The organism is Novosphingobium kaempferiae, assembly GCF_021227995.1.
GTDB lineage: Bacteria > Pseudomonadota > Alphaproteobacteria > Sphingomonadales > Sphingomonadaceae > Novosphingobium > Novosphingobium kaempferiae.
This window is the reverse complement of sequence record NZ_CP089301.1, coordinates 276,636-303,384: the sequence shown is the minus strand read 5'-3', so window position 1 is coordinate 303,384 and position 26,749 is coordinate 276,636. Positions and strand designations below refer to the sequence as shown.

Below are 26,749 nucleotides of genomic sequence, written 5' to 3'. Positions count from 1 at the left end.
TTGTCATCGGTTGGTGTTTTTCGTCCGATTGACCGGTGTCCGGCGCACACTTACACTCCAGCGATAAATATCGGTGGGGCAGCTATGGTGGGCGAAGCCGCAGATTTCGGCCCGGTGAGGGGGCGTGCGCGTATCGACGTCATCGACGTCACGCGGGGGATTGCCATTCTCGGCATCCTCTACATGAACATCCCTTTCATGGGCACCAATGTCACGGCCTGGATGAACGACATCCGCCGCCTTTCATGGAGCGCCGCCGATCAGGTCACATGGGCGACCATCCAGATCTTCTGGGAAGGCACGCAGCGCGGACTGTTCGAGATGCTGTTCGGCGCGGGCGTGATGGTCTTCACTGCGAAGGCCATGAAGCCGGACGATCCGGTGGTTGTCGCCGACCTCTACTATCGCCGCAACCTCCTGCTCATGCTGTTCGGCCTGCTCGACATCTTCGTCATCGCCTGGATCGGCGATATCCTGCTTACGTATGGTCTGGCGGCCTTGCTGCTGTTCCCGTTCCGCAAGGCACCGCCCAAGGCTCTGCTCGCCATGGGGCTGGCCTTCGCAGCCATATCCGCCATCGGCTGGCCGGGCGGTGGCGGTGTGGTCGGGTACAACGAACGTGTCGGCAAGATCCATCAGGCAGAAGTGCTCGAACGCAAGCAGGCGTCCGGCGCGAAACTGTCCGCCGAGGACAAGAAGACGCTGGAGAAATGGCAGGAGAAGCGCGCGTCGCTCAATCTCGCCAAGCCGCCCAGTCCCAAGGCACAGGCGATGATCGATGCCGAGCGCAAGGCGCGCGACGGCTGGCCGCATCAGTACGTCCTCTATTCCTGGTTCGTCTGGAACAAGGTCTTCGGTGACGGCAACGGTACGTTCTTCAGCGTGCTGGAGGCAGTCTGCGGCATGTTCATCGGCATGGCGCTGTTCAAGTGGGGCGTCATTCAGGGCGAACGCTCGGCGGGTTTCTACGCAGCGCTCGCTATCGCCGCCTATGCCGTGGGCTGCGGGCTCAGAGCGTGGGATGTGACGCAGATCTTCCGCTTCACGCTGGCACCGCACTCGGGCTGGATCACCGGGGAGTTCGCGCGGCTCGCCGTCACGCTGGGGCATGTCGGGCTCATTAACCTGCTCATGAAGAGCGGCGTCGGGCGAGGGCTGCTGTCTCCCTTCAAGGCGGTCGGGCGCACGGCATTCTCGATCTATATCCTGACCAGCATCGCCACCTTGTGGTTCGTCTTCGCGCCCTGGGGCCTTGGCCTGTGGAACCGGTTTGGCTGGGCGGAACTGGCGTTGGCCGCGACCGTGATCGACATCGTGATGCTGGTCCTCGCCAACATCTGGCTGCGCTTCTACCTCAGCGGGCCGCTGGAATGGGTGTGGCGTTCGCTGACCTACTGGAAGCGGCAACCCTTCGTGCGGCGAACCGTGTCGACTTCCGAGGTTTCTGCGGCGGCCTGACTTGCCCTTGTGCTGCCGGACGACTACTTCGCGCCCGTCCAGGCTGCGCGAAAGGATCTTGCCATGGGTTACCGGGTTGTCGTCGTCGGTGCGACGGGGAATGTCGGCCGCGAAATGCTCAACATTCTCGCGGAGCGTGAATTCCCGGCGGATGAGATCGCGGCGGTCGCCTCTTCGCGTTCGACCGGCATCGAGATCGAGTATGGCGAGACCGGCCGCATGCTCAAGGTGAAGAACCTGGAGCATTTCGACTTCACCGGCTGGGACATCGCGCTCTTTGCTGCCGGTTCGGCCGCGACCAAGGTCTATGCGCCCAAGGCAGCGTCGCAGGGCTGCGTGGTGATCGACAATTCCTCGCTCTATCGCATGGACCCGGATGTGCCGCTGGTCGTGCCCGAGGTGAACCCCGATGCGATCGACGGCTACACCGCGCGCAACATCATCGCCAATCCCAACTGCTCGACCGCGCAGATGGTCGTTGCGCTCAAGCCCTTGCACGACAAGGCGAAGATCAAGCGCGTGGTCGTCTCGACCTACCAGTCGGTCTCCGGCGCGGGCAAGGACGGCATGGACGAACTGTTCGAGCAGAGCCGTGCGATCTTCGTCGGCGATGCGGTGGAGCCGCGCAAGTTCACCAAGCAGATCGCCTTCAACGTGATCCCGCACATCGACGTGTTCCTCGACGACGGTTCCACCAAGGAAGAGTGGAAGATGGTGGTCGAGACCAAGAAGATCCTCGACCCGAAGATCAAGGTGCAGGCAACCTGCGTGCGGGTGCCGGTCTTCGTCGGCCACTCCGAAGCGCTCAACATCGAGTTCGAGGAAGAGATCAGCGCCGAAGAAGCGCAGGACATCCTGCGCGAAGCACCGGGCGTGATGCTCGTCGACAAGCGCGAGGACGGCGGATACGTCACCCCGATCGAGGCTGTGGGCGACGGTGCCACTTACGTGAGCCGCGTGCGCGAGGACTCGACCGTCGAGAACGGCCTGGCGCTGTGGTGCGTTTCCGACAACCTGCGCAAGGGCGCGGCGCTGAACGCGGTGCAGATCGCCGAACTGCTCGGTCGCCGTCATCTCAAGAAGGGGTGACTGGTGTATGGCGGCGGGGTAGCCTCGTCGCCATGAGCACCACCATGACCGGCGGCTGCCAGTGCGGCCGCATCCGCTATTCCGCCGAAGTCGAGCCCGAGACGGCCTATCTCTGCCATTGCAGGATGTGCCGCCGGGCGACCGGCGGGGTCTCCATCGCCTTCATCAACGCGCCCCGGGACAAGGTGCGGTGGGAGCCCGAGCCGGACTGGTACCAGTCCTCACCCATCGCGCACCGTCCGTTCTGTTCGAACTGCGGAACGCCGCTGGGCTTCGCGTTCCTCGACGGCGAGAACATCGACATCACCGTGGGCAGCTTCGACGATCCCGCGCCGTTCCGTCCGAACCAGAACTACGCGACCGAAAGCATGTTGACGGCATGGACCGACGTGCGGCACTTGCCCGGCATGACGAGCGTGGAAAACCCGAGCGTCACCGACAGGTGGAAGGCCGCTGGCCTCGAGCCGCCTGAATGATCCAGCACCGATGATCCAGTAAAGCGAGTTTGCCGTGACCGATGTGAAGACCGATTTCGTCGATGGCTTCGGCGGGGCGAAGCTCGCCGTTCATACCATGGGCGACACCGGCGGGCGGCCGCTGGTCCTGCTCCACGGGCTGTTTTCCAGCGCCGAGGTCAACTGGATCAAGTTCGGCAATGCGAAGATCCTCGCCGATGCCGGGTTCGAGGTCTTCATGCCCGACCTGCGCGCGCACGGGCAGAGCGCTGCGCCGCACGAGCCCGAGGCTTACCCTTCCGACGTGCTGGTCCGCGACCTCAAGGCCGTGACCGCCGCGCTGAACCTGACCGAATACGATCTTGGCGGCTTTTCGCTGGGCGCACGGACCGCAGTGCGCGGGGTGCTGGCAGGGCTGGTTCCGAACCGGCTGGTGCTGGGCGGCATGGGGCTCACCGGGCTGTCTGGCTGGGCGCGTCGCAGCGCGCATTTCATCGACGCGATCGATCGCTTCGGAACCATCGAGCGTGGCGACAAGGCCTTCGTCGCGCAGGCGTTCATGAAGTCGATGAACATCGACCGCGTCGCCGCACGGCTTCTTCTCGGCTCGGTCGATGATACGGCGCCGGATGCGATCGCGCATGTCACGATGCCTACGCTCTGCGTCAGCGGGGCGGAGGATCACGACAACGGTTCCGCCCAGGAACTCGCCGGGGTGCTGCCTGATGGCACTTACATCGAAGTGCCGGGCAATCACATGTCGTCCGTGACCTTCAAGGATCTCGGTCGCGCTATGGCGGCGTTTCTGGCTTAAATCTCAGATCGTCATTGCGAGCGTAGCGAAGCAATCCACGGTCCGCTTCGGGCGCTGGATTGCTTCGCTACGCTCGCAATGACGAACGACGGTTCTGGCTAGGCGCGGGAGAGTTCGGCGAGGCTCATCGCCAGCCTGAACGCTTCGAAGCGCGCGGCGCGGCGTTCGGCGGCTTCCCAGTCGTCGCCCCAGAGTTCGACCTGCCAGTCGGCTTCCAGTTCGGCGGCTTTCCAGAGCAGGTCGGCGTCGGCGTCCGGCTGGATGGCCTCCAGCGCGATCACCAGCGAGGCGGCGAGGCTGGACAGCATCTTGAGCGCGGCCAGTTCGAAGTCGCTCCGCGCGGCCAGTTCTGCATTCAGCCGGGCCAGAGTCTCGGCAGGCTGCTGCTTGTGAATGATGCCGGAAATGCGCGCGAAGGTCACGCCAAGGCGGGCTTCGGCGGTGGTGAGCAGCGGCTCCCAGACTTCCTGCTGCCGTTTGTACAGTGCTTCGTCTGGATCGGCGCGGTAGCAGAGCGTGTCGGTCTCGGCATAGGGCACGAGTTCGGTGATGACCGTCGCGCGCGCGGGCGCAACCGCGTCGATCGCGAAGTCGGCAAGGTCGCGGTAGTGGAAGGTCGTGGTGTCGATCTTCTCACCCTGTGCTGCCCATTCCGCCGCCAGCGCTTCGGCCAGTGCCTGCGTGGGGACGACCTGTGCGCGACCTCCGGCGGTGCGGATCGGGCGACCGTCGAGAGTCACGCGCCAGCCGCCTTCTGTCGGCTCGGCTGCGGCTTCCTTGTAGAAACGCTTCATCGGGGAGTGCGCCACTTTCTGACGAGAATCACGGGGATGACGAAGGCGTCGACCAGCCCGTTGGCGATGAGGATGTAGGCGATCCAATCCGGCAGGCCCGCGAGGATGCGGTCGGTGGCGATCAGGATGCCGAGAACGATGCAGGCGACGCCGGCGATGCGCACCAGGTTGATGATGGCGAAGCGCGCCATCGCGGGGTCATGGCCGCTGTCGTGGGATGGCGAGCTCACTTGAGGAGGTGCTCCAGAAGCTGCGCCGGGGTTTCGACCACGATTTCCGCACCGGCTTCAGCCAGTTCGCGCGGGTGGTGATAGCCCCAGTCGACGCCGATGGCGCGGACGTGGGCGCTGGTGGCCATCTGCATGTCGTAGGCGGTGTCGCCGATCATCACTGCTTCGGCGGCGGCGGCTCCGGCCTCGAACAGCGCCTCTTCCAGCATCGCCGGGTGCGGCTTGGAGGGGTGGCGGTCGGCGGTCTGGAGCGTCACGAACAGGTCCGCAATCCCGTTCGCCTCAAGGCAGAAGCCGAGGCCACGGTCCGACATGCCGGTGGCGACGCCCAGCGTCCATCCGTTTGCGTGAAGGCCGCGCAGCGTGTCCTCGATGCCGGGGAACAGTGGCTGTGCGACGCGGCCCTGTTCGCGGGCGGTGCGGAACGAGAGCTTGTAGACTTCGGCCATAGCCTGCTGCTGCTCGGCATCGGAAGCGGGTAGCAGCTGCCGGATCGCCTGCGGCAAGGACAGCCCGACCGCGCGCCGGATCGCCCCGCGCGACGGCGCGGGGATCGAGAATGCGGCGAAGGCAGCCTCCATCGCCTCGCAGATGGGCGCCTGCCCGTCGACGAGGGTGCCGTCGCAGTCGAAGACGGCCAGCTTCACCGGCCCGCCTGTCACCGACCGCGCCCGCGCGGCGCACCACCGGGCTTCGCGCCGGAACGCGGGGCCGAACGGCTACCGGTGGGCTTGCCGGTGCCGGGACGCGAAGGCTTGCCGCCCGGCTTCCCGAACGATTTGCCTGCGGGCTTTCCGGCCGGTTTCCCGCCCGGCTTGCCCGAAGGCTTGCTCAGCCGGTTCTGTCCCGAAGACGGCCCATCGCTACGCTTGCGGCGCTCGCCACGGCGTTCCTTGCGGTATTCCTTGGCGTGCTGCTTGGCGGCGCGCTTCTGGTCCTCCTTGGTGAACTCGATGGGCGCCTCGATCTCGACGTCACCTTCCGATTCCACGAAGCCGAGCGATTCGAGCGAATTGGCGAAGTGCTCGGGCAGGGGGGCGGTCACGTCGAGCGGGGCGCCGTCCGGATGCTCGATGATGAGGCGGCGGGCATGCAGGTGCATCTTGCGGCTGATCGAGCCAGTAAGGAAGGCTTCCTGACCGCCGTACTTGCCATCGCCGACGATGGGGTGGCCGATCGCCGCCATGTGGACACGCAACTGGTGCGTGCGCCCGGTCAGCGGGTGCAGTTCGACCCATGCGGCGCGGTTGCCGGCGCGGTCGATCACGCGGTAGCGCGTGCGGGCGCTCTGGCCTTCCTTCTCGTCCACATGCATCTTCTCGCCGCCGGTGCCTGGCTGCTTGGCGAGGGGCAGTTCGATCATGCCGTCGTTGATGCTCGGCACGCCGACCACCAGCGCCCAGTAGATCTTCTTGGCCGAGCGGCCCGAGAAACGCTTGGAGAAATAGGCGGCGCTGCCCGGAGTGCGGGCGATGAGGAGGACGCCCGAAGTGTCCTTGTCGAGCCGGTGGACGAGGCGCGGGCGCGGTCCCTTGTCGACATAAGCGTCGAGCAGGCCGTCGACGTGCTCCTTCATGCCCGAACCGCCCTGCGTGGCGAGGCCGGGCGGCTTGTTGAGCACGATGGCGGCGCGATCCTGCGTCAGGACCATCGAATCGGCGAGTTCGATCTCTGCCTCGGTCAGTTCGCGCCGGGGGCGCTCGCCGTTTGCAGAAGTCTTCTGTTCGCCGCCGGGCGGCACGCGCAGAACCTGGCCTGCCTCAAGGCGGGTGTCGACGTCGGCGCGCTTTCCGTCGACGCGGATCTGGCCGGTGCGGGCCCAGCGCGAAACCATCGCGAAGCCGACCTTGGGCAGGTGGCGCTTGAACCAGCGGTCGAGACGGACGCCGTCGTCATCCTGGCCGACGGTGAACTGACGGACGATATCGATATTGCTCATGCCACGCTCCGCATAACAAAGAGGCCGAGGAACAGGCCGCCGAATCCGGCGAGCAGTGACAGGGCGGTATAAAAGGCAGCGGTGGCGATCTCGCCGCGCTGGATCAAAGTGGCGAAGTCGAGGCTCATCGACGAGAAGGTTGTGAAACCTCCCAGCACGCCGATGCCAAGCAGCAGGCGCGTGCCTTCGCTGCCATGGCCGAAGCGGGCGAGCCAGCCGGCCAGAACGCCCATCAGTACACTGCCGACGACGTTGACGGTGAGCGTGCCATAAGGAAAGACACCGGCACGCACGGGGCCGAGCGCTGCGGTCCAGCCGCGCCCGACGAGGAAGCGCAGCCAGGAGCCGAACGCGCCGCCGAGGGCCACGTAGAGCGAGGCCGCAAGAAAGGAAGGTTGGGGCATGGCGCCGCCTTAGCCGCGAATCGGTGGAATTCCAATCCGGGCTGCCGCAGCGGCTACCACAAACGTTGTACGGCGAACCCGTCGAACAGCGCCTCGTTGGAAATCAGCACCATGTCCTCGGCCTGCGCCTGCGCGATCAGCAGGCGGTCGAACGGATCCTTGTGGGCGATGTTCATCTGTCCGGCGAGGCGGGCATGGGTGATGCTGATCGCCAACTCGTCGAAGTCCTGCGCCGCAACGATGCTCTCGAAATCCCGGGCGAGCAGGGCGGCGCCGTCCAGCTTGCCGATGCGATGCTTGGTGGCGATCTCCATTGCCGAAGCCGCGCTGACGGCAACCGTATTGGCGGCATCGGCTATGGCGTCACGGGCGGGGAGCGATAAATGTTCGTCGCCCGCGAGCCACCAGAGCAGTGCATGCGTGTCGAGCAGCAGTCTCAAGGGAAATCCCAGCCGTCGAGTTCATCGGCGGGCAGGGGGTCGAAGAAGGCGGCATCCACGCTGATTGCGCCCTTGAGCGCGCCGAACTTGCGCTCGCCGACCGGGTTCACCGGGACCAGCCTTACGGCCGGAATGTTGCCGCGTGCGATCACCACCTCTTCGCCCGCCAAAGCGCTGGCGATCAGGCGGGAGAGATTGGTCTTGGCCTCGTGGACGGAAACCTGAGTCATCGCCGCGCTCCTTAGCCAGATATATAGCTAAGTGCGCGTATCGCGGCAAGCTGCAGCCTTCGCGGGCGATTGGCCTTGTCTTCGACCCGTCACTTTGCTAACGGGCCGCTCAATCAGCTGCCTCCGAGTCCGGCGGCGGCCTTGTTTTTGGCTCAAGATTCGCGGCTCGCCACGCCAAACCGGATGCGTGGCGGCCCCGTCTGTTTTTGTGAGGTGTTTCGGTTTATGCAGATTCTCGTCCGCGACAACAACGTCGATCAGGCTCTTCGTGCGCTCAAGAAGAAGCTGCAGCGTGAAGGCGTGTATCGTGAGATGAAGCTGCGCCGTCACTTCGAGAAGCCGTCGGAAAAGCGCGCTCGCGAAAAGGCTGCCGCCGTTCGCCGCGCCCGCAAGCTTGAGCGCAAGCGCGCCGAGCGCGACGGCTCGAAGTAAGCGAGCTTTCCTGCGCTTTTGCGCAGGGCACCTTTAAATCTGGAGCAGCGGCTTGAATGCCGCGCCGGGTTGAGCCATGAGGGCGCGGAATCACCATTCCGCGCCCTTTGTGCATCTGCAAGGGATGTCCTGCCCGGGCGCTTCATATGAGTACGAGGGCCACCGACGATGACAGAGATCACCCGCGTTGCGCTGCAGCCGATCGAAAAGGGCGCCGTTTCCAAGATCTGGCTGGGTGTCGTCGCCATCGCTCTGGCCTCTGCCGGTGTGGCCTATGCCGCGCTGCCGCCCGCGCCGACCGTCAAGACGCTGACCGCCGGCACCGGCGATTCGCCGACGATGGAAGACGTCGTGCTCATCAACTACAAGGGCATGCTGACCGACGGCACCGTGTTCGACCAGAACAAGAACTACCCCAACCCGGTGGCGCAGTTCGTGCCCGGCTTCTCCAAGGCGCTCCAGAAGATGCAGCGCGGCGGCAAGTACGAAGTCGTCATCCCCTCGGAGCTGGCCTACGGCGCGACGCCGCCCGCCGGATCGCCGATCCCGGCGAATGCCGACCTCAAGTTCGAAGTCGAACTGATCGACTACAAGAGCCTTGCTGAAATCCAGCAGCAGCAGCGCATCCTGCAGCAGCTCCAGCAGATGCAGCAGCAGGGCGGCGCGGTTCCGGGCGCTCCGGGTGCGATCCCGGGTGCTCCGGCTCCCGTCCAGCCCTGATGACCATGCTTCGACTGGCGGCGCTGTTCGCGCTTGCGGGCGCGCCGGTCATGGTCCATGCCCAGGCAGCACCGGCTCCCGCTCCGGCGGCGACGCCTGCTGCGCCGCAGGTGAAGGTTGAGGCGATCACGCCCGGCACCGGCGGGAAGCCGCCGGAGCACTCCTACGTGCTCATCAACTACAAGGGCATGCTGACCGACGGCACCGTGTTCGACCAGAACGAGCGGATGCCGATGGCGCTGGACGAAGTCGTTCCCGGCTTCGCGCAGGGTCTGGTCCAGATGGAGCGCGGCGGCCGCTACAAGCTGACCATCCCGCCCGAACTGGGCTACGGCGCGCAGGCTTCCGGCCCGATCCCCGCCAACTCCACGCTCGTCTTCGAGATCGACCTGATCGATTTCAAGACCGCCGAGGAACTGCAGGCGATGATGGAGCAGATGCGGGCGCAGCAGGCCGCGCAAGCTCAGGGCGCGCAGGGCCAAGGCGCTCCGGGTGAAGCCGCTCCGGCGCAACCGGCGAAGTGACCCCGCGCTCGTCATTGCGAGCGTAGCGAAGCAATCTGGCGGCGGCACTGCGCCTCACGATTGCTTCGCTACGCTCGCAATGACGAAGCTGGATGATCGCACCCCTGCTTGAAGCTGGCGAGCCCCGCTGCTAGCTGCTCCGCAACCGAATTTACATACTACGCAAAAAGGAAAGCCATGTCGGTCGATACCGCAACCGTGGCGAAGATCGCCAGCCTCGCGCGCATCAAGGTGAGCGAGCAGGAGCTTGAGGCGATGGTGCCCGAGCTGAACGGCATTCTCGCCTGGGTGGAGCAACTCGGCGAAGTCGATACCTCCGGTGTCGAGCCGATGACCGCCGTCATCCCCAACACCCTGCGCCTGCGCGACGACGTGATCGACGCTGATCCGCTGACCGGCGGCGACAAGCGCGACGCCGTGCTGGCCAATGCCCCCGCCGCCGAACACGGCTTCTTCGGCGTGCCCAAGGTGATCGAATAATGACCGAAATTACCGAACTTGGCGTAGCCGCCATCCGTGACGGCGTTGCCGCCGGCACTTTCTCCGCCGTCGAAGTGGCCGAGGCGTTCAACGCCAACGTCGCCGCCGCGCAGGACGCGCTGAACGCCTTCATCGTCGCCACACCTGAAAAGGCCATCGAGGCGGCCAAGGCCACCGACGCGAAGCGTGCGGCGGGCGAGGCGCTTGGGCCCATGGGCGGCGTGCCGATTGGCATGAAGGACCTGTTCGCCACCAATGGCGTGCAGACGACCGCCGCCAGCCACATCCTCGAAGGTTTCGTTCCGCAGTACGAATCGACCGTCTCGCAGAAGCTGTGGGATGCGGGCGCGGGCCTGCTGGGCAAGCTCAACCTCGACCAGTTTGCTATGGGCTCCTCGAACGAGAGCAGCCACTTCGGCTCGGTCGTGTCGCCCTGGCGTCGTCCCGGCAGCAACGCGCCGCTGACGGCGGGCGGTTCCTCGGGCGGTTCCTCTGCCGCGATCGCGGCGCGGCTCGTGCCTGCCGCCACCGGCACCGACACCGGCGGCTCGATCCGCCAGCCTGCTGCCTACACCGGCACCACCGGCATCAAGCCGACCTACGGGCGCTGTTCGCGCTGGGGCGTGGTGGCCTATGCCAGCTCGCTCGATCAGGCGGGCGCGATGGCGCGCGACGTCACCGACTGCGCGATCATGCTGGAGAGCATGGCCGGGTTCGACCCCAAGGACGCGACCAGCCTCGACCTGCCGGTGCCGAACTGGACCGCCGCGCTGTCGGGCGATCTCAAGGGCAAGAAGGTCGGCATTCCGAAGGAATACCGCGTCGACGGCATGCCCGCCGAGATCGAGGCGATCTGGGAGCAGGGCATCGCCTGGCTCAAGGACGCGGGCGCCGAAGTGGTCGAAGTCTCGCTGCCGCACACGCAGTACGCGCTCGCGACCTACTACATCATCGCCCCGGCCGAAGCCTCGTCGAACCTCGCACGCTATGACGGCGTGCGCTATGGCCTGCGCGACCTGCCGGACGGTGCGGGCCTGCAGGACATGTACGCCGCGACCCGCGCCGACGGCTTCGGTGCGGAGGTCAAGCGCCGCATCCTGATCGGCACTTACGTGCTGTCGGCGGGCTTCTACGATGCCTATTACACCAAGGCGCAGAAGGTCCGCGCGCTGATCTCGCAGGACTTCGCCAAGGCGTTCGAGCAGGTCGACGTCCTCCTGACTCCGACCGCGCCGAGCGCCGCGTTCGCGCTGGGTGAGAGCAACGACGATCCGATCGCGATGTACCTCAACGACGTGTTCACGGTCCCGGCCTCGCTGGCGGGCCTGCCCGCGATGTCGGTGCCCGCAGGCCTAGACGCGCAGGGGCTGCCGCTGGGCCTCCAGATCATCGGTCGCCCGCTCGACGAGCAGGGCGTGCTGAACGCCGGCCTCGCCATAGAAGGCCGCGCAGGGTTCACGGCAAAGCCGGGGAAGTGGTGGTAATATGAGCACGTATCGCATCCAGGGCGCCACCGGGGACTGGGAGGTCGTGATCGGCCTCGAAATCCATGCGCAGGTCACGTCCAATTCAAAGCTGTTCTCCGGCTCGGCCACGGCGTTCGGCGCGGAGCCGAACACGCAGGTCTCGCTCATCGACGCGGCGATGCCGGGCATGCTGCCCGTGCCGAACCGCGAGTGCATCCGGCAGGCCGTGCGCACCGGCATGGCCATCGACGCGCAGATCAACAAGTGGTCGCGCTTCGATCGCAAGAACTACTTCTACGCCGATCTTCCGCAGGGCTACCAGATCAGCCAGCTCTACCACCCGCTCGTCGGCGAAGGTTCGCTGACGATCGAGGCGGACGAGAAGGCGGGCATCCCCGAGGACAAGGTCATCGGCATCGAGCGCATCCACGTCGAGCAGGACGCGGGTAAGCTGATGCACGACCAGCACCCGACGATGTCCTATGTCGACCTCAACCGTTCGGGCGTGGCGCTGATGGAGATCGTCAGCCGCCCGGACATGCGCTCGCCCGCAGAGGCGGGGGCCTACGTGTCGAAGCTGCGCACGATCCTGCGCTACGTCGGCTCGTGCGACGGCAACATGGACCAGGGCTCGATGCGCTGCGACGTCAACGTCTCGGTCCGCAAGCCGGGCGACGAGTTCGGCACCCGCACCGAGACCAAGAACGTCAACTCGGTGCGCTTCGTCATGCAGACGATCGAGCACGAGGCGAACCGCCAGGTCGACGTGCTCGAAGCCGGTGGCAAGATCGTGCAGGAAACGCGCCTGTTCGATCCGAACACCGGCTCGACGCGCTCGATGCGTTCGAAGGAAGACGCGCACGACTATCGCTACTTCCCCGATCCAGACCTGCTGCCGCTTGAACTGGACGACGCGTTCCTCGAAGCCTGCCGCGCCTCGCTGCCCGAACTGCCGGATGCCAAGCGCGCCCGCTACGAGGGCGAACTGGGCCTGTCCGCCTACAACGCGGCGGTGCTGACCACCGACGTCGACACGTTCCAGTGGTTCGAAGCGCTGCTCGGCGAAGCCGCTTCGGCGCAGGGCAAGGCTCCGGCGGACGTCGCGAAGCAGGCGGCCAACTGGCTGATCTCCGAGTTCTTCGGCGCGCTTAACAAGCTCGGCAAGGGGCTTGAGGACTCGCCGGTCAGCCCGGTTCAGGCGGCGGAACTGCTGGCGCTGATCGGCAAGGGCACGATCTCGGGCTCGATCGCCAAGCAGGTGCTGGAGATCATGCTCGAAACCGGCGACGGGGCCGAGGCCATCGTCGAGCGTGAGGGTCTGAAGCAGGAATCGGACACCGGCGCCATCGAAGCCAAGGTGGACGAGATCCTCGCCGCCAATGCCGACAAGGTCGCCCAGTACAAGGACGGCAAGGTCGCGCTGTTCGGCTTCTTCGTCGGCCAGACGATGAAGGCGATGCAGGGCAAGGCCAACCCGCAGGTGGTCAACGAGATCCTCAAGACCAAGCTGGGCTGATTTTCGTTACGAAACAGGACGCGCCGCCGGGCTCCATGCGAGTCCGGCGGCGTTTCTGTGTCCGCAGGGCAACTAATCATGTGCCGTTAGTGGACGGTCCGCAATAATACGCTTGTCTTCACCCGCTGCGATGTTATCGAACGCGCGAGAAGGCTCAGGGGGCTTTCAGAGAATTTCACGGCATCGACGCTCTGCACGCAGCGGCATCGGAAATTGCCGATAGGGCTCACCTGGGGGGGTGAGGGGTCCGGCACTGCGCCACAGTGGAGCGCGCGGTGCCGGGCTTACCCCTCCGGCCACTATGCCGCCCGGCGCGTTCCCGTCAGTTCCATCGATCCGAACATGCCCGCCTTGACTGTGCCGGTGAGGGCATCGCCCTCGACCGTGGCCGAGCAGTCGAGGTCCATCGGCATCGGCGACGTCATCTTCATCGACCACGTCAGCGTCTGCCCGGCGATCCGGCCATCGGCGACGTCCATGCTGCCGAGGTCTCCGGTGATGTTGCCGGTGAAGCTGTCGTCGTCACCGGGGATGATCGTCAGCACGCCCTTCTGGCGGCCGAGCGGGGTATTCGTCACGCAGTCGTAAGTTCCTGCAACCGACATGGATATGCTCCTTATTCGCCTTGTTCCGTTGCGGCGCCAGCTGGGGCTGGGCGCACTTCCACGGGCAAACCCAGACCCTTGAGCTGCGGTTCCACCACCTTGCGGTCGCCGACGATGACCCAGGTCAGGTCGGCGGGCTGGAGATAGCGCGCCGCTGCCGCGCCGATGCCCTTGGCGTCGATGCCGCGATAGGTCTGCGCAAGGCGCACGTAGTAGTCCTCAGGCCGCCCCAGCCGGTCGTTCTTCACGATCGCCGAGAGGACCGCGCCGTTGGTCTCGAACTGGTTGGGCAGCGCGCGGATCGCGCCTTCGGTGACGCGCTGGTACTCTTCGGAGGATACCGGCTGCTTCGCGGGGAACGCGCTCATGTCCTTGACGATGGCGCGGATCGAATCGCCGGTACGGTCGGCCTGCACCGGGGCCATAACCTGCAGGAAGCGCGGGCCGGTGGACTGGCTGACGCCCGAGCGCACGCCGTAGCTCCATCCCTTGTCCTCGCGGATGTCGGCGTTCAGGCGCGAGAGGAATCCATTCCCGACGACATCGTTCGCCAGCATCAGCGGTTCTTCGTTCGCGGTGCGGCCGGTCAGCGGCAGGACGCGCCCGGCAAGGATGACCGACTGCGGCGAATTGGGCCGGTCGATCAGGACGATGCGCGAGGCCGGGGCGGGGGTGGCGGCATCGAGCAGCTTGGCGGGCCTGGGGGCCGCAGGCGCCTTCCACCCTCCGAATGCCTTCTCGAGCATGGGCTTCAGTTCCGCCATCGTGACGTCGCCGACGACGGTGATGCGGGCGAGGTCCGGGCGCAGCCACTTGGCATGGGCTGCACGCAGGGCTTCCGGCGTCAGCGCCGCGAGCGAGGTTTCGGTGCCGAGGCCGTCGCCCGGTTGCGCATAGGGGTGCGTGCCGAACAGCTCGCCACCAAGCGTGCGCGATGCCAGCGCGCTGGGCGTGGACTGGGCCTGTGCCAGTTCGGCCTGCGCCTGCCCGCGTGCGCGGTCGAAATCGGCCTGCGCGAAGGCTGGGTGCAGGAGCACGTCGGCTGCCAGCGAGAGCGAGGGCGAAAGGTTGGCGCTCAGCGCGCTCATGGTCAGGCTGCTGCTGTCCAGGGTCGCGTCGGTGCCGATCGACGCGCCCAGACGTTCCTGCTCCTCGGCGATCTGGGTGGCGTTGCGGCTGGTCGTGCCTTCCTCCAGCATGTCGAGCATGAGCCCCTGCGTGCCGGGCGTATCGAGCGCGTCGGCGACGTAGCCCGCGTCGAAGTCGATCGACATGACCAGCTTGGGGACCGCCGTGCGGCGTGCGAGCGCCACTGGGATGCCGTTGGAGAGCGTGGTGCGCTCGATCGCCGGGAACGCGAGTTCGCCCACGGGCGCGACTTCGGGGAAGCTGCGCTTGGGGGCGGGGGCAAGCTTCGGCGCCTTCGCGCGCTTGTCCGCGGCTGCGGGCGGGTTGGTGGCCTCATCGCCCCAGCCGCCCATCTTGGCGCCGTCTTCCGTCCGCTGTCCGGGAACCACCGCGATCTTGTAGACGGGACGACCGAGCCACTTCTGCATCGCGGCGCGCACCGCGTCAGGGGTCAGGGCGGCGATGGCCTCGAGGTCTGCCTTGTACTTCGCCGGGTCACCCGAATAGACCTGACCTTCGGCCAGTGTCGCGCCCTTGCCGGAGAAGCCGCCGACCTGTTCAAGCCCGCCGATCTCGCCAGAGAGCGTGCTGACGACGGCGCGGCGCACTTCGTCCTCGCTCGGCCCCCTGGCGAGGAAATCGGCGATAACCTTGTCGAGCGCCGCTTCGGCGGCGGCCCGTTCGACGCCGGGCTTTACGTCCATGCTCGCGTCGAGGAAGCTGACCTGCTGGAAGATCTGCGCCGAGGCGCTGACCGAGACCGCAAGCTGCTGGCCGCGCACCAGTTCGTTGTCGAGCCGTGAACTCGCGAGCCCGCCGAGGATGTGCATGCCGATGCGCAGGGCGGGCGCGTCGGCGTCGTTGAGGCCGGGGCCGCTCCAGTCGCGGCTGAGCCGCAGCACCGGCACCTGGTCCGCCATGTCGCGCGAGATCGGCGCGGGCAGGGTGACTGGTCCGGCGGCAACCGGGGCGATCTCCGGCCCCTTGGGAATGGCGCCGAACCACTGCTCGACCTTAGGGCGGGCGGTGGCGGCATCGATGTCGCCCGAGAGCACGAGCACGACGTTGTTCGGGCCGTAGTGATCGGTGAACCACTTGCGCACGTCGGTCAGCGTCGCGGCGTCGAGGTCGGCCATCGAGCCGATCGTCGAATGGCGGTAGGGGTGGCCGACGGGGAACAGCCCTTCGGAAACCACGTATTCGGCAAGGCCGTAAGGCTGGTTGTCGCCCTGACGCTTCTCGTTCTGGACGACGCCCCGCTGCTTGTCGAGCTTGTCCTGCGTCACCGCCGGGAGCAGCGCGCCCATGCGGTCGCTCTCCATGAACAGCGCAAGGTCGAGCGCGCCGGTCGGGACGGTCTCGACGTAGTTGGTGCGGTCGTACCAGGTCGATCCGTTGGTCGGCGTCGATCCCGCGCCCTCGAGCGGGATGTCGAAGTTGGGCACGTTCGCCGAGCCGCCGAAGAACAGGTGCTCGTAGAGATGTGCGAAGCCGGTACGCCCGCGCGGCTCGTTCTTGGAGCCGACCTTGTAGTAGGCGGTGATCGCGACGATCGGCGCCTTGCGATCGGTGTGGACGATGGTGGTCAGGCCGTTGGCGAGGACGAACTTCTCGTAGGGGATGTCGACCCGGGCCACGAGTTCCTGTGGGGACGCGGCAGGTGGCTGTTGGGGGGCGCTTGGTGCCGCTGTGGTCGTGCTAGGTGCCGTTGAGTGCATGCCCGAAGGCGTGCTGGCGCAGGCGGAAACGAGAAGGGCGGCGGCAAGAGCGCTGAGGCTCGACGGTGCTAGGGAACGCATGAGGCGAGGTTAGCAGCTTGTCAGGACGAGGCCAGAGCCAAACCGCAGCTCACCCCCGTTTGAATATCTGCCCTGAATCGAAAAGCGAAATCCGCCATTCCCCGTCGGTTTCGCGCCTGCATTCCATCCGCACATCGGCCACGGCGAGGGGGTCGCAGTACTTGTCGAAGGGGCCATCGCCCAGAGCTGCGAAGAAAACCAGCAGATATCCGACGCTGGCATGATCCTCACTGTCGAACCCAACGCGCAGCGAAGTGATGATATGCCGCATCGTCATGAGCCCGGCACCGGCCTTCATCGTCTCCGCACGGCCCTTGTAGAAGGCCTCGACCTCCTTCAGTCCCTCGCGCCACTGGCCGCCGACGTTGTAGCGCACGTCTTCCGAGAGGCAGTCCGTCTCGCGCATCGCAAGGCCGTTGTGGATGTCGAGTTCGTCGCCCCACTCGTAGATCACCTGCTTTATCGCGAGGACGTCCGCCGCCTGTTGCGGTGTGAATTTCGCCATGTGCCTCTTCCCGTCGGTTGTCGCGGGCAGGCTAGGGCAGCGGGTCAGGGGCGGCTAGGGAGCCGCGATACTTTACCGCCCCGGCGAAGCGCCCTCTGGCAATCCGGACGCGCGCACCCATCTTTCCCATGCGCCGGTTCCGGCGTGATCTTGTTGCGCCGGATCAAGGTATTCGGGCATTCCGCAGGGCAATGAAAATTCGGGGGCCGACCCCTTGTGTTGCATAATAGCAACACCATATCGACGAGGTCAGGAGGCACATCTACCCATGAATCTCGAAAAGTTCACCGACCGTGCAAAGGGTTTCCTTCAGGCCGCACAGACCGTCGCTATCCGCCTGAACCACCAGCGCATCGCGCCGGAACATATGCTGAAGGCCTTGCTCGACGATTCCGAGGGCATGGCCGCAGGACTCATCAAGCGCGCGGGCGGCAATCCGGTCTTCGCGACGCAGGAACTCGACAAGGCGCTGGCAAAGATTCCGGCGGTTTCGGGCAGCGGTGCGGCAGGCGCGCCGGGTCTCGACAACGATGCCGTGCGGGTGCTCGACGCCGCCGAACAGGCCGCGACCAAGGCGGACGACAGCTTCGTCACCGTCGAACGGCTGCTGCTGGGCCTCGTCCTCGCCACCACCACGCCGGCTGGGCAGGCGCTCAAGGCCGCCAATGTCTCGCCGCAGGCTCTGGAAGCCGCGATCACCGAACTGCGCGGCGGCCGCACGGCCGACAGCGCCGGTGCGGAGAACGCCTACGATGCCATGAAGAAGTACGCCCGCGATCTCACGCAGGCGGCGAAGGACGGCAAGCTCGACCCGGTGATCGGCCGTGACGAGGAAATCCGCCGCACCATCCAGATCCTCGCGCGACGGACCAAGAACAATCCCGTCCTGATCGGCGACCCCGGCGTCGGCAAGACCGCCATCGCCGAGGGCCTGGCGCTGCGCATCGCCAACGGCGACGTACCGGACAGCCTCAAGGACCGCAGCCTCATGTCACTCGACATGGGTTCGCTGATCGCGGGCGCCAAGTATCGCGGCGAGTTCGAGGAGCGGCTCAAGGCCGTGCTCGACGAAGTGAAGGGCGCCGATGGCCAGATCATCCTGTTCATCGACGAGATGCACACGCTGATCGGCGCGGGCGCGTCCGAAGGCTCGATGGATGCGGGCAACCTGCTCAAGCCCGCCCTCGCGCGCGGCGAACTGCACTGCATCGGCGCGACCACGCTCGACGAGTACCAGAAGTATGTCGAGAAGGACGCCGCCCTCCAGCGCCGTTTCCAGCCGGTCTTCGTGGGCGAACCGACGGTCGAGGACACGATCTCGATCCTGCGGGGCCTCAAGGAAAAGTACGAACTTCACCACGGCGTGCGCATCACTGACGGGGCGATCGTGGCGGCAGCGACGCTGTCCAACCGCTACATCACCAACCGTTTCCTGCCCGACAAGGCCATAGACCTCATGGACGAGGCCGCCAGCCGTATCCGCATGGAAGTGGAGTCGAAGCCCGAAGAGATCGAGAAGCTCGACCGCCGCATCATCCAGCTCAAGATCGAGGAAATGGCGCTCGGCAAGGAGAGCGACGAGGCGTCGAAGGACCGCCTGGCCAACCTGCGCGCCGAACTGGGCAACCTTGAACAGCAGTCGAGCGAACTTACGACCCGCTGGCAGAACGAACGCGACAAGATCGCCGCCGAGGGCAAGCTCAAGGAACAGCTCGACGCCGCGCGCATCGAGCTGGAGCAGGCGCAGCGTGGCGGCGACTACGCGAAGGCGGGCGAACTGTCCTACAGCACGATCCCCTCGCTGGAGGCGAAACTGGTCGAGGCGCAGGCCTCTGCGGGGAACGCGCTGCTGCGCGAGGAAGTGACCGAGGACGATATCGCTGGCGTCGTCAGCCGCTGGACCGGCGTGCCGGTTGACCGCATGTTGGAAGGTGAGCGCGAGAAGCTCCTCAAGATGGAGGAGGTGATCGGTGCGCGCGTCATCGGCCAGACCGATGCGGTGGCGGCCGTTTCCAAGGCGGTGCGGCGCGCGCGGGCGGGCTTGCAGGATCCCAACCGGCCGCTCGGCTCGTTCCTGTTCCTCGGCCCCACGGGCGTCGGCAAGACCGAACTGACCAAGGCGCTGGCGGGCTTCCTGTTCGACGATGACACCGCAATGGTGCGCATCGACATGTCGGAATTCATGGAAAAGCACGCGGTCGCCCGCCTGATCGGCGCGCCTCCCGGCTACGTCGGTTACGAGGAAGGCGGCGTGTTGACTGAAGCGGTACGGCGGCGGCCTTATCAGGTCGTGCTGTTCGACGAGGTAGAGAAGGCGCATTCCGACGTCTTCAACGTGCTCCTGCAGGTGCTCGACGACGGACGCCTGACGGACGGGCAGGGACGTGTGGTGGACTTCACCAACACGCTCATCATCCTGACCTCGAACCTGGGCAGCCAGTACCTTGCCAGCCTGGACGAAGGGCAGGATGTTGCGACGGTGGAGCCGCAGGTCATGGAAGTGGTGCGCGGGCATTTCCGGCCCGAGTTCCTCAACCGCCTCGACGAGATCGTCCTGTTTCACCGGCTTGGACAGGAGCACATGGCGCCGATCGTCGATATTCAGGTCGCACGGGTTCAGAAGCTGCTCAAGGATCGCAAGATCGTGCTCGATCTCACCGATTCCGCCAAGCGCTGGCTGGGCCGGGTGGGCTACGATCCGGTTTATGGTGCAAGGCCGCTGAAGCGCGCGGTGCAGCGCTATCTGCAGGATCCGCTTGCGGAAAAGCTGCTGGCGGGCGAAGTGCCGGACGGTTCGCACCTGCGGATCGGGGATGGCGACGGAGCGTTGGCGATCTCGGTCGAGTGAGCTTGAAGCACGGTAAACAGCAAGGGGTCGCGGGAAACTGCGGCCCCTTTTTCGTGCATGCAAGCAACTGCGTGTGCGGCTGGCTGTCGATCCTTCTGGGCTGCGGAGCCTTAACGGGGCAAAGAAAAAGGGCGGGCTCTTGCGGGCCCACCCTCAATCTTTCAGCAGAATTTCGACTTAGAAGCCGAACTTCACGCCAGCCTTGAAGTAACGGCCAAGGATGCCTTCGCCGCCCTGGATCGGGTTGTAGCCGTGCGCACCATAAGTGATGGTGTCGATCGGGGGCAGGTTGTCGAACAGATTCTGCACGGTCGCGTAGAACGTGAACTTGTCGTTCAGCTTCACCTGACCGTTCAGGTCGAACGTGATGTAGCTGTCAACCTTACAGGGGATGCTGCCGTCGTTGAGGCCGCAGTCCTTGTAGCCCGTGCCCTGGTCCATCGCCGAGGTGTCATACCCGTCGAAGTAGTTCAGGGTGCCGGCAAGGGTGAACTTCTCACCGAACGACAGCGCGGTCGTCCAGGTGCCCTTCCACTTCGGCGTGCCGCTGCCTGCGGTTAGGTTGAAGTTGCCCAGAGTGCCGTCATAGCGCTCCTTCGAACCATCGGGGAACACCATCTCGAGGCGACGGATGAAGGTGGCTTCAGCGAAGCTGCTGATCGACACCGAGTCGGTGATCGGCAGGTTGACTTCGGCGCTGAAGTCCAGACCGTCGGTCTTCATGGTGTTGGCGTTGATGAACATCGACTGCACGAACGCGATACGCGGGGTGGCGCCTTCGTTGTTCACATCCGGAGCATCCGGGATGACCGCATAGCCGTCGGGGATCGCCGCGCCGGAGTAGTACGCCAGAATGGCAGGCGCATTGTTCGCGGTCGTGATGACGTTGGTCTTCTTGATGTTGTAGTATTCAACAGCAAGCTTGACGCCACGCAGCGGGCGCACTTCGACACCGCCGGTGAAGCTGCGAGACTTCTCGGGCTTCAGGTCAGGGTTGGAGACCGAGGTCGAACCGTAGCTGGCACCGGTGATGTAAGTCGGGCAGCTCGTGTAAGTGTCACGCGAGCAGCCGTACTGGGCCAGGAACGAGTCGGTATAGATACCGGCGTTGGCGGTTACGTAACCGGTCGTCGGGAAGGTGGCATCCGATTCACCGAAGCTCGGGATACGGAAACCGCGCGAGTAGGTGCCGCGCAGCGACAGTCGCTCATCCGAGAACGGCTGGACGACGACGCCGACCTTGGGCGAGAAGTTGTCGATACCGTTCGGGTAACGGTCATAGCGACCCGAAAGGTTGACCGTCGCCTGCTCGATGATCGGCGCGTTGACTTCGGCATAAGCCGAATAGACCGAACGGCTACCCTTCAGCGCGAAACCGTTGAGGCGGAAGTAACGCTCCGTACCACCGTTGATGTCCGAGTTGAGGCTCGGCGAGTCCACGGCTTCGTAACGGTACGAAAGGCCGACTGCCACCTGCAGCGGGCCGCCCGGCAGTTCGGCAAGGGTGCCGGTCACGTTCGCATCGACCTGGACGAGGTCCGAGGTCGAGGTCGCGCGTGCTTCAGGAGCGAGGTAATCCAGCGTTTCCTGGCTGTTGGCGGAGGGATCGCGGAAGTTGTAGCTGCCGTCTGCGATCACATCGAGCAAGTGCTGGATGTAGACGTAACCATTGTTGCGACGCTGGAGGTCCATGTGCATCGCGGTTGCGTTGAAGTTGTAGTTCCAGTTGTCGGTGATCTTGCCGTTGATGCCGAACGCGCCGCGGAATGCGCGGGTGCGGCTACGGTTGTCCTCGAACAGGTTCGGAATGCGACCGGTGATCGCAGCGTTGTAGCCCTGAGCCGCATACGGGTTGTTCGGGTTCAGCGTGCCGTTGGCCGCGGTGCAGGCGCCGATCGTGCCGCGTGCGCAGACGTAGACCGGCAGCTGCAGGATCGTGTTGTTGCCGTAGTAGGCTACGTTCGCCGAGGTGCTGTAGCGCGGGAAATAGAACGGCGCTGGAGCGTTCGCACGGATCGTTGCAGGCAGATAGGTGTCATGCGACGAGGACTGCACGAAGTTGAAAGCGGCGTAAGCTTCGGTGTCGTCGTTGATCCTTGCGGTGATGCGCGACGAGAAGCCGAAACGCTCGATCTCGGGCGAGATCATGCCGTAACGGTTAGTGACGTCTTCCTGGCAGACCGGGCCCGACGCGGGGGCTGCGACGTTTTGCGGAAGAGCCAACTCAGCCGGGGTCGGCGTGTAGGTGGGCAGGTTGCCGCAGCCATTCAGATACTGGTAGCGCGAGGAAACGCCGGTGATCCCACCGCCAGTGGCCGCATCGCGGGGACGGACCATGAACGGCGTGGTGATGCCGAAACCGCCGGTGAAGCCATCGGGCTGCAGGCCGTTGATGACGCCATTGATGCCGCAGGTGCCGTCGTTGCAGACGGTGCTGAAGTCGTCGGTGCTGTATGGTGCCGGACGCTGGCGGTTATACAGCGGATCCGAGTGGTAGTAGAAGCCGCTGATGTAAGCGTTGAGGCCATTGGACTCGAGATCACCGAAGCCGGCGGTCAGCGAGAGGCGTTGCGTGGCGGCATCGCCACGATCGGAGATGCCGGCTTCCACGCGGCCCGAGATGCCCTGAATTTCCTTCTTGGTGATGATGTTCACCACACCGGCGATCGCGTCGGCGCCGTAGGTCGACGATGCACCGTCGCGCAGGACTTCGAAGCGCTCGACGATATCGTCGGGGATCGTGTTCAGATCGACGAAGTTACGCGTGCCGTCGTCTGCCAGCGGGTAGAAAGCCGCGCGCATGCCGTCGAACAGGACCAGCGTCGAGTTGGTGGTCAGACCACGCAGCGAGACCGCCGAAGCACCGGCAGCGAACGCGCCGTTTGCCGTGAAGGAGTTGGTCAGTGCCGGGCCGTTGTTGGCCGAAATGCGCTGAATGCCTTCCTGGATGGTGCTGATGCCGCGCTGATCCAGGTTCTCGGTCTGGATCGAGGTGACGGGCGAGGGCAGTACCGGCGACTTGAGGATCGAGCCGGTAACGATGATCGCATTCGAATCATCGGTGGTATCAGCCGCCTGCGGAGCCGCATCTTGCGCATAGGCAGTGCCGCAAAGCAGGGCGAACGCCGTAAGGCTGGTCGCACCGCGCAGGGCGGCCTTCTGGATGGTTGTCTTCACGTTATGTGTCCCTTGTTGCTTCGTCCAGCAGTCGAATGCGTGACCAATTTCGACCGATGACCCGTTGCCGGCTACCCAGTGTGCGAACACACTACGACGCCATGGGGAAATCTTGTTGCGCCGAGCGGGCGCCCTTTCAACGAAATTTGCCGGGACATGCAAATTGCGTCCACGCATGTTGCAATGTCGCAACAGGCGCATCGCTCACTCTGTGATCGTGCGGCGGGGCGTCAAGGATTTCTGCGCATTAGCGATGGTAACAGAGCTGTTGCAAACGAGCATTGTCCACATGGTTTCTTGCTCCACTTATCGCCGCTGTGAAATCCTGTTGCGCGAATTGTGTTGCTGAACGCCAACGGATTGACCGTTGCACTCAACCGATTTAATCGATTGATTAAATGGCCTGTCCTAAAAGGTTGTTCCGTATGGTCGGGTGGGAATAGGGGGCGTCAGATGGTGCGAAAGGAAGCGGAATGAAGCTGGACAACACTGTGGCGGCCATTGTGACGGGAGCAGCTTCCGGCCTTGGTGCTGCTACCGCGCGCGCGCTGGCTGATAAAGGCGTGAAGATTGCCATCTTCGACCTCAACGCGGATGCTGGCGAGGCACTTGCAACCGAGATCGGCGGCCTGTTCTGTTCGGTCAACGTCACCGATGAAGACAGCGTGGTCGCCGGCTTTGCAAAGGCGCGGGCGGCGCACGGGCAGGAGCGCGTGCTTGTCAATTGTGCTGGCATCGCGCCTGCCGCCAAGACTGTCAGCAAGAACCGTGAAACCGGCGAGCCGCGTGCGCATGACATGGCGCTGTTCGAGAAGGCCATCGCCATCAATCTCGTCGGCACGTTCCGGTGCATCAGCAAGGCGGCGGCGGGCATGGCTACTCTGGAGCCGTTTGACGACGCGGGATCGCGCGGAGCGATCGTCAACACCGCCAGCGTCGCGGCGCAGGACGGGCAGATCGGCCAGGCCGCATACGCTGCGTCCAAGGGCGGTGTGCTGGCGATGACGCTGCCGGTCGCGCGCGATCTCATGGGCGATGGCATCCGGGTCAATACGATCCTGCCCGGCATCTTCGAAACGCCGATGATGGCGGGAATGCCACAGCAGGTGCAGGATGCCCTGGCGGCGATGGTGCCGTTCCCGAAGCGTCTCGGCAAGCCCGAGGAATACGCGAAGCTTGCGCTGTTCATGATCGAGCATGACTATCTCAACGGCGAATCAATCCGCCTCGACGGTGCAATCCGCATGGGACCGAAGTAAGCGGCGATGAAGGAACGCCCTGCCTCCGCCGTCGAAGTTGCGCCTCCCGGGGCGCGGGCGCTGCTGCTCGACACGGCGAGTGCGATCATGCGTGAAGGCGATGTCATCGACATCTCGTTGTCGGAGTTGAGCCTGCGCTCGGGGCTGAATTCGGCGCTGGTGAAGTATTACTTCGGCAACAAGGCGGGGTTGCTCAAGGCGCTGCTGGACCGCGACTGGGAGGCGATCGTCGCCAGCGTGGACGCGCTCGTGGCCAAGGATGGCTGGGAGCCGGAGGCCAAGCTGAGGCGGCACTTGTGGAAGGTCGTCGATACCTTCTACGAAGTGCCCTATCTCAACCGCCTGACCATGCGCATGGTGCGTGAAAGCGACGATACCGAGGCGCGGCGCATCGCCGACTGCTACCTCTCGCCGATCTACCGCGCCTACGAGCAACTCATCGGCGACGGCGTGCGGGCGGGGGTGTTTCGCGAGATCGATCCGCAGCTGTTCTACTTCACCGTCACCGGCGCGGTGGACCGCTTCTTCTCGGCACGGCTGGTGCTCAAGCACTGCTTCGATCAGGATACGCTGACCGAGGAATTGCGCGACCGGTATCGCGAGCACACCATCGACATCATCATGGCGGGCATCCTCGCGCACTGATGGCGAAGCGCAGGAAGCGATACCTCACCGCGACGATGGCGGACGGCTACGTGAAGACGATCGGGCCGACCGCCGATCCGTTCACGCATTACTGGCGCATCGTCGCCGAGCTGGAGAACGGGAAGACCGAGGTCTTCTGGGGTCATACCCGCTCGCTTGGCGAGGCGAGGAAGAAGCGGACCGCGCTGGATGAGGCGAAGAAGATGCGCGGGTGGAAGAGCTTCGCGTTCGAGGTGGTGGAACTCGTCGAGACCGACGCCTGAGCCGATTGCATCGAACGCAAGTTGATGAAGTGCATGCGGGGCGGGTGCGTCCCTGGGGCCAGGCATGTCCGCGCGGGCGGCGGTACAAGGAGCCGTTCGGATTTTAGCAGCGACGGGGCCTGTAGGAAAACGTTTCGAAACAGTGCCGGTCGATGGGCGCGGTCGAATTCCGTTTTCGTATTAACAAATCGCGCTAGTATCGCGGTCGGACGGACCCGCGAGAAAGGCTATGGCGACCAGGCTTTCAGAAAATCCGACGTATTTCGGCCCGTTTCGTCTTTATGCGGATCGACGAGAGTTGTTCTGCGGCCCCGATCTGGTGCCGATCGGGCATCGGGCGATGGATGTATTGACCGCTCTTGCCGACGCCAACGGTCGGCCTCTGACCAAGGAACAGCTTCTCGAAGCGGCCTGGCCCGGAATTTTCGTCGAGGAGACCAACGTCAAGGTCACGATCTCGGCGCTCCGCAGCGTGCTTCGCAGGCACTGCCCGGATTCGGAGTTCATCAGGACGATCCACGGCAGAGGCTACTGGCTGGCGATCAACCGGACCACTACGGGCGGGATCACGCCGCCCCCGCAGGCGCCGGATTCGGAAACGGCTCCCTTCGATACCATGGGCAGTCGAAGACTGGATACCTGCCGGACGCTCGAACGGCGCGACGACTGGACCAACCTGGTCATCGAGCATCGCACCAACGGCGCGGGGTCCCACCCGGCCCGGTCATACCCCTGCAACGAACTCATCATCATGCTATCGGGACAGTCCATCGTGCGGCGCACCGGAGCGGGGATCGTCGAGCAATCCCTTGCACGCGCCGGAACGGCGTGGACCGGGCCGGTCGGCTTCCACGAGAAATGCGAGATCGAGAAGCCGCTCGACTGCCTGCACATCTGCCTGCCACCGACCCTGCTGGAGAACACGGCGCTGGCGGATTACGATGTCGATCCCGCCAAGGTCGAACTGTCCTTCGCCGGCGGCTTCGTGGACCCCACCATCAACCATCTGTCGCAGGCCTTCCTGCACCTGCTCGCGTCCCCGCCGCAGCCGACCGACCAGCTGTTCGCGGATGGCCTGACGACGGCGCTCACCGCTCGCCTGATCGCCGTCTACACCATCGACCGCTGGAAGCGCCCGGCCACGACGCCGACGTTCGATACCCTGCGGCTCAAGCGCGTGCTCGAATATATCGAGGAGCATTATGCCGAAGCGATAGACCTCGATCGCCTCGCGACCGAGGCCGGTCTCAGTCCGTCCCATTTCCTGCGCCTGTTCCGGCAGACGATCGGCTCGACGCCGCATCGCTATGTCACGGATCGGCGGATCAGGGCAGCGCGGGAGGCGCTCGAACGCGGCAAGGCGTCGATCACGGAAATCGCCTGGGAAAGCGGCTTTGCCTCGGAGGGCAACTTCACGCGCAACTTCCGGGAATCCACGGGCGTCACGCCGGACCGCTATCGGGATAGGGACAAGTCCTGAGGGACCGGAGCGCGAGGGTCTCGACCCTCGCCTGACGCTCCCTTCGCTC

26 protein-coding genes are annotated in these 26,749 nt (G+C 65.0%); 15 read left to right on the top strand and 11 right to left on the bottom strand.

Annotated features, from left to right (window positions below; genetic code table 11):
- Positions 1-84: 84 nt before the first annotated feature.
- From LO787_RS01440 to LO787_RS01425, 4 genes are all read left to right on the top strand, one after another.
- Entirely contained in the window at positions 85-1,458 is a 1,374-nt protein-coding gene (locus LO787_RS01440) for a DUF418 domain-containing protein (protein ID WP_232494118.1), read from the top strand.
- A 63-nt stretch (positions 1,459-1,521) separates the two neighbouring features.
- A complete protein-coding gene (locus LO787_RS01435) occupies positions 1,522-2,547 on the top strand; it encodes an aspartate-semialdehyde dehydrogenase (RefSeq protein ID WP_232494117.1) in 1,026 nt (341 codons plus the stop codon).
- Positions 2,548-2,579: 32 nt separating this feature from the next.
- Positions 2,580-3,023 (top strand): GFA family protein, encoded by a 444-nt coding sequence (locus LO787_RS01430; RefSeq protein WP_232494116.1) that lies wholly within the window; start codon positions 2,580-2,582, stop codon positions 3,021-3,023.
- Positions 3,024-3,057: 34 nt separating this feature from the next.
- Positions 3,058-3,816, top strand: a complete 759-nt coding sequence (locus LO787_RS01425) for an alpha/beta fold hydrolase (protein WP_232494115.1) — start codon at positions 3,058-3,060, stop codon at positions 3,814-3,816.
- A gap of 98 nt (positions 3,817-3,914) precedes the next feature.
- On the opposite strand, the gene LO787_RS01420 is transcribed toward LO787_RS01425, so the two are convergent.
- From LO787_RS01420 to LO787_RS01390, 7 genes are read right to left on the bottom strand one after another with little or no spacing between them, the layout of a single operon-like run.
- Positions 3,915-4,610, bottom strand: coding sequence for an ATP12 family chaperone protein (locus LO787_RS01420; RefSeq protein WP_232494114.1), 696 nt, complete (start codon positions 4,608-4,610; stop codon positions 3,915-3,917).
- Positions 4,607-4,840: a hypothetical protein gene (locus tag LO787_RS01415; protein ID WP_232494113.1), complete on the bottom strand. Its 234-nt coding sequence runs from the start codon at positions 4,838-4,840 to the stop codon at positions 4,607-4,609. Before LO787_RS01415 ends, LO787_RS01420 begins: the two co-directional genes overlap by 4 nt.
- Positions 4,837-5,487 (bottom strand): HAD-IA family hydrolase, encoded by a 651-nt coding sequence (locus LO787_RS01410; RefSeq protein ID WP_232494112.1) that lies wholly within the window; start codon positions 5,485-5,487, stop codon positions 4,837-4,839. Before LO787_RS01410 ends, LO787_RS01415 begins: the two co-directional genes overlap by 4 nt.
- Positions 5,488-5,498: 11 nt before the next feature.
- Positions 5,499-6,779, bottom strand: coding sequence for an RluA family pseudouridine synthase (locus LO787_RS01405; protein WP_232494111.1), 1,281 nt, complete (start codon positions 6,777-6,779; stop codon positions 5,499-5,501).
- Positions 6,776-7,183, bottom strand: a complete 408-nt coding sequence (locus LO787_RS01400; RefSeq protein WP_232494110.1) for a CrcB family protein — start codon at positions 7,181-7,183, stop codon at positions 6,776-6,778. Before LO787_RS01400 ends, LO787_RS01405 begins: the two co-directional genes overlap by 4 nt.
- A gap of 53 nt (positions 7,184-7,236) precedes the next feature.
- Positions 7,237-7,623: a type II toxin-antitoxin system VapC family toxin gene (locus tag LO787_RS01395; protein ID WP_232494109.1), complete on the bottom strand. Its 387-nt coding sequence runs from the start codon at positions 7,621-7,623 to the stop codon at positions 7,237-7,239.
- Positions 7,620-7,853, bottom strand: a complete 234-nt coding sequence (locus LO787_RS01390) for a type II toxin-antitoxin system Phd/YefM family antitoxin (RefSeq protein WP_232494108.1) — start codon at positions 7,851-7,853, stop codon at positions 7,620-7,622. The genes LO787_RS01395 and LO787_RS01390 overlap by 4 nt, the downstream gene beginning before the upstream one ends.
- Before the next feature lie 225 nt (positions 7,854-8,078).
- Here LO787_RS01390 and rpsU point away from each other — a divergent pair, with 225 nt between their 5' ends.
- The 6 genes from rpsU (at position 8,079) to gatB (ending at position 12,991) form a co-directional block, all read left to right on the top strand.
- A complete protein-coding gene (rpsU, locus tag LO787_RS01385; protein WP_008832565.1) occupies positions 8,079-8,285 on the top strand; it encodes a 30S ribosomal protein S21 in 207 nt (68 codons plus the stop codon).
- Between the two features lie 168 nt (positions 8,286-8,453).
- Positions 8,454-9,005 (top strand): FKBP-type peptidyl-prolyl cis-trans isomerase, encoded by a 552-nt coding sequence (locus LO787_RS01380; protein ID WP_232494107.1) that lies wholly within the window; start codon positions 8,454-8,456, stop codon positions 9,003-9,005.
- Positions 9,005-9,529 carry an FKBP-type peptidyl-prolyl cis-trans isomerase gene (locus tag LO787_RS01375; protein WP_232494106.1) on the top strand — a complete coding sequence of 175 codons (525 nt, stop codon included), beginning with the start codon at positions 9,005-9,007 and terminating at the stop codon, positions 9,527-9,529. The genes LO787_RS01380 and LO787_RS01375 overlap by 1 nt, the downstream gene beginning before the upstream one ends.
- 177 nt (positions 9,530-9,706) lie before the next feature.
- Positions 9,707-10,009 (top strand): Asp-tRNA(Asn)/Glu-tRNA(Gln) amidotransferase subunit GatC, encoded by a 303-nt coding sequence (gene gatC, locus LO787_RS01370; RefSeq protein ID WP_232494105.1) that lies wholly within the window; start codon positions 9,707-9,709, stop codon positions 10,007-10,009.
- The gene (gatA, locus tag LO787_RS01365) at positions 10,009-11,493 is read left to right on the top strand and encodes an Asp-tRNA(Asn)/Glu-tRNA(Gln) amidotransferase subunit GatA (RefSeq protein ID WP_232494104.1); all 1,485 of its coding nucleotides are present in this window, start codon (positions 10,009-10,011) and stop codon (positions 11,491-11,493) included. The genes gatC and gatA overlap by 1 nt, the downstream gene beginning before the upstream one ends.
- Position 11,494: 1 nt before the next feature.
- Entirely contained in the window at positions 11,495-12,991 is a 1,497-nt protein-coding gene (gatB, locus tag LO787_RS01360; RefSeq protein WP_232494103.1) for an Asp-tRNA(Asn)/Glu-tRNA(Gln) amidotransferase subunit GatB, read from the top strand.
- Positions 12,992-13,290: 299 nt separating this feature from the next.
- Here gatB and LO787_RS01355 read toward each other — a convergent pair whose 3' ends face one another.
- From LO787_RS01355 to LO787_RS01345, 3 genes are all read right to left on the bottom strand, one after another.
- Entirely contained in the window at positions 13,291-13,596 is a 306-nt protein-coding gene (locus LO787_RS01355; RefSeq protein ID WP_232494102.1) for a hypothetical protein, read from the bottom strand.
- An 11-nt stretch (positions 13,597-13,607) separates the two neighbouring features.
- Positions 13,608-16,442: a M16 family metallopeptidase gene (locus LO787_RS01350; protein ID WP_420847806.1), complete on the bottom strand. Its 2,835-nt coding sequence runs from the start codon at positions 16,440-16,442 to the stop codon at positions 13,608-13,610.
- Between the two features lie 130 nt (positions 16,443-16,572).
- Complete coding sequence (locus LO787_RS01345; protein WP_232494100.1) at positions 16,573-17,028, bottom strand: nuclear transport factor 2 family protein; 456 nt, start codon at positions 17,026-17,028, stop codon at positions 16,573-16,575.
- 268 nt (positions 17,029-17,296) lie between these two features.
- Here LO787_RS01345 and clpB point away from each other — a divergent pair, with 268 nt between their 5' ends.
- The gene (clpB, locus tag LO787_RS01340; RefSeq protein ID WP_232494099.1) at positions 17,297-19,876 is read left to right on the top strand and encodes an ATP-dependent chaperone ClpB; all 2,580 of its coding nucleotides are present in this window, start codon (positions 17,297-17,299) and stop codon (positions 19,874-19,876) included.
- A 177-nt stretch (positions 19,877-20,053) separates the two neighbouring features.
- On the opposite strand, the gene LO787_RS01335 is transcribed toward clpB, so the two are convergent.
- Positions 20,054-23,053 carry a TonB-dependent receptor domain-containing protein gene (locus LO787_RS01335; RefSeq protein ID WP_232494098.1) on the bottom strand — a complete coding sequence of 1,000 codons (3,000 nt, stop codon included), beginning with the start codon at positions 23,051-23,053 and terminating at the stop codon, positions 20,054-20,056.
- Between the two features lie 473 nt (positions 23,054-23,526).
- Here LO787_RS01335 and LO787_RS01330 point away from each other — a divergent pair, with 473 nt between their 5' ends.
- The 4 genes from LO787_RS01330 (at position 23,527) to LO787_RS01315 (ending at position 26,700) form a co-directional block, all read left to right on the top strand.
- On the top strand, positions 23,527-24,312 hold the full coding sequence (locus LO787_RS01330) for an SDR family oxidoreductase (RefSeq protein WP_232494097.1): 786 nt from the start codon (positions 23,527-23,529) through the stop codon (positions 24,310-24,312).
- Positions 24,313-24,318: 6 nt separating this feature from the next.
- On the top strand, positions 24,319-24,957 hold the full coding sequence (locus tag LO787_RS01325; protein ID WP_232494096.1) for a TetR family transcriptional regulator: 639 nt from the start codon (positions 24,319-24,321) through the stop codon (positions 24,955-24,957).
- Positions 24,957-25,220 (top strand): hypothetical protein, encoded by a 264-nt coding sequence (locus LO787_RS01320; protein ID WP_232494095.1) that lies wholly within the window; start codon positions 24,957-24,959, stop codon positions 25,218-25,220. The genes LO787_RS01325 and LO787_RS01320 overlap by 1 nt, the downstream gene beginning before the upstream one ends.
- 340 nt (positions 25,221-25,560) lie before the next feature.
- Positions 25,561-26,700, top strand: a complete 1,140-nt coding sequence (locus LO787_RS01315) for a helix-turn-helix domain-containing protein (RefSeq protein WP_232494094.1) — start codon at positions 25,561-25,563, stop codon at positions 26,698-26,700.
- Positions 26,701-26,749: the final 49 nt, after the last annotated feature.

Coding starts and splice junctions, on each gene's coding strand:
- LO787_RS01440 (WP_232494118.1), top strand. CDS start 85: ATGGTGGGCGAAGCCGCAGATTTCGGCCCGGTGAGGGGGCGTGCGCGT.
- LO787_RS01435 (WP_232494117.1), top strand. CDS start 1,522: ATGGGTTACCGGGTTGTCGTCGTCGGTGCGACGGGGAATGTCGGCCGC.
- LO787_RS01430 (WP_232494116.1), top strand. CDS start 2,580: ATGAGCACCACCATGACCGGCGGCTGCCAGTGCGGCCGCATCCGCTAT.
- LO787_RS01420 (WP_232494114.1), bottom strand. CDS start 4,610: ATGAAGCGTTTCTACAAGGAAGCCGCAGCCGAGCCGACAGAAGGCGGC.
- LO787_RS01405 (WP_232494111.1), bottom strand. CDS start 6,779: ATGAGCAATATCGATATCGTCCGTCAGTTCACCGTCGGCCAGGATGAC.
- LO787_RS01400 (WP_232494110.1), bottom strand. CDS start 7,183: ATGCCCCAACCTTCCTTTCTTGCGGCCTCGCTCTACGTGGCCCTCGGC.
- LO787_RS01390 (WP_232494108.1), bottom strand. CDS start 7,853: ATGACTCAGGTTTCCGTCCACGAGGCCAAGACCAATCTCTCCCGCCTG.
- rpsU (WP_008832565.1), top strand. CDS start 8,079: ATGCAGATTCTCGTCCGCGACAACAACGTCGATCAGGCTCTTCGTGCG.
- LO787_RS01380 (WP_232494107.1), top strand. CDS start 8,454: ATGACAGAGATCACCCGCGTTGCGCTGCAGCCGATCGAAAAGGGCGCC.
- LO787_RS01375 (WP_232494106.1), top strand. CDS start 9,005: ATGACCATGCTTCGACTGGCGGCGCTGTTCGCGCTTGCGGGCGCGCCG.
- gatC (WP_232494105.1), top strand. CDS start 9,707: ATGTCGGTCGATACCGCAACCGTGGCGAAGATCGCCAGCCTCGCGCGC.
- gatA (WP_232494104.1), top strand. CDS start 10,009: ATGACCGAAATTACCGAACTTGGCGTAGCCGCCATCCGTGACGGCGTT.
- gatB (WP_232494103.1), top strand. CDS start 11,495: ATGAGCACGTATCGCATCCAGGGCGCCACCGGGGACTGGGAGGTCGTG.
- LO787_RS01355 (WP_232494102.1), bottom strand. CDS start 13,596: ATGTCGGTTGCAGGAACTTACGACTGCGTGACGAATACCCCGCTCGGC.
- LO787_RS01350 (WP_420847806.1), bottom strand. CDS start 16,442: ATGCACTCAACGGCACCTAGCACGACCACAGCGGCACCAAGCGCCCCC.
- LO787_RS01345 (WP_232494100.1), bottom strand. CDS start 17,028: ATGGCGAAATTCACACCGCAACAGGCGGCGGACGTCCTCGCGATAAAG.
- clpB (WP_232494099.1), top strand. CDS start 17,297: ATGAATCTCGAAAAGTTCACCGACCGTGCAAAGGGTTTCCTTCAGGCC.
- LO787_RS01330 (WP_232494097.1), top strand. CDS start 23,527: ATGAAGCTGGACAACACTGTGGCGGCCATTGTGACGGGAGCAGCTTCC.
- LO787_RS01325 (WP_232494096.1), top strand. CDS start 24,319: ATGAAGGAACGCCCTGCCTCCGCCGTCGAAGTTGCGCCTCCCGGGGCG.
- LO787_RS01320 (WP_232494095.1), top strand. CDS start 24,957: ATGGCGAAGCGCAGGAAGCGATACCTCACCGCGACGATGGCGGACGGC.
- LO787_RS01315 (WP_232494094.1), top strand. CDS start 25,561: ATGGATGTATTGACCGCTCTTGCCGACGCCAACGGTCGGCCTCTGACC.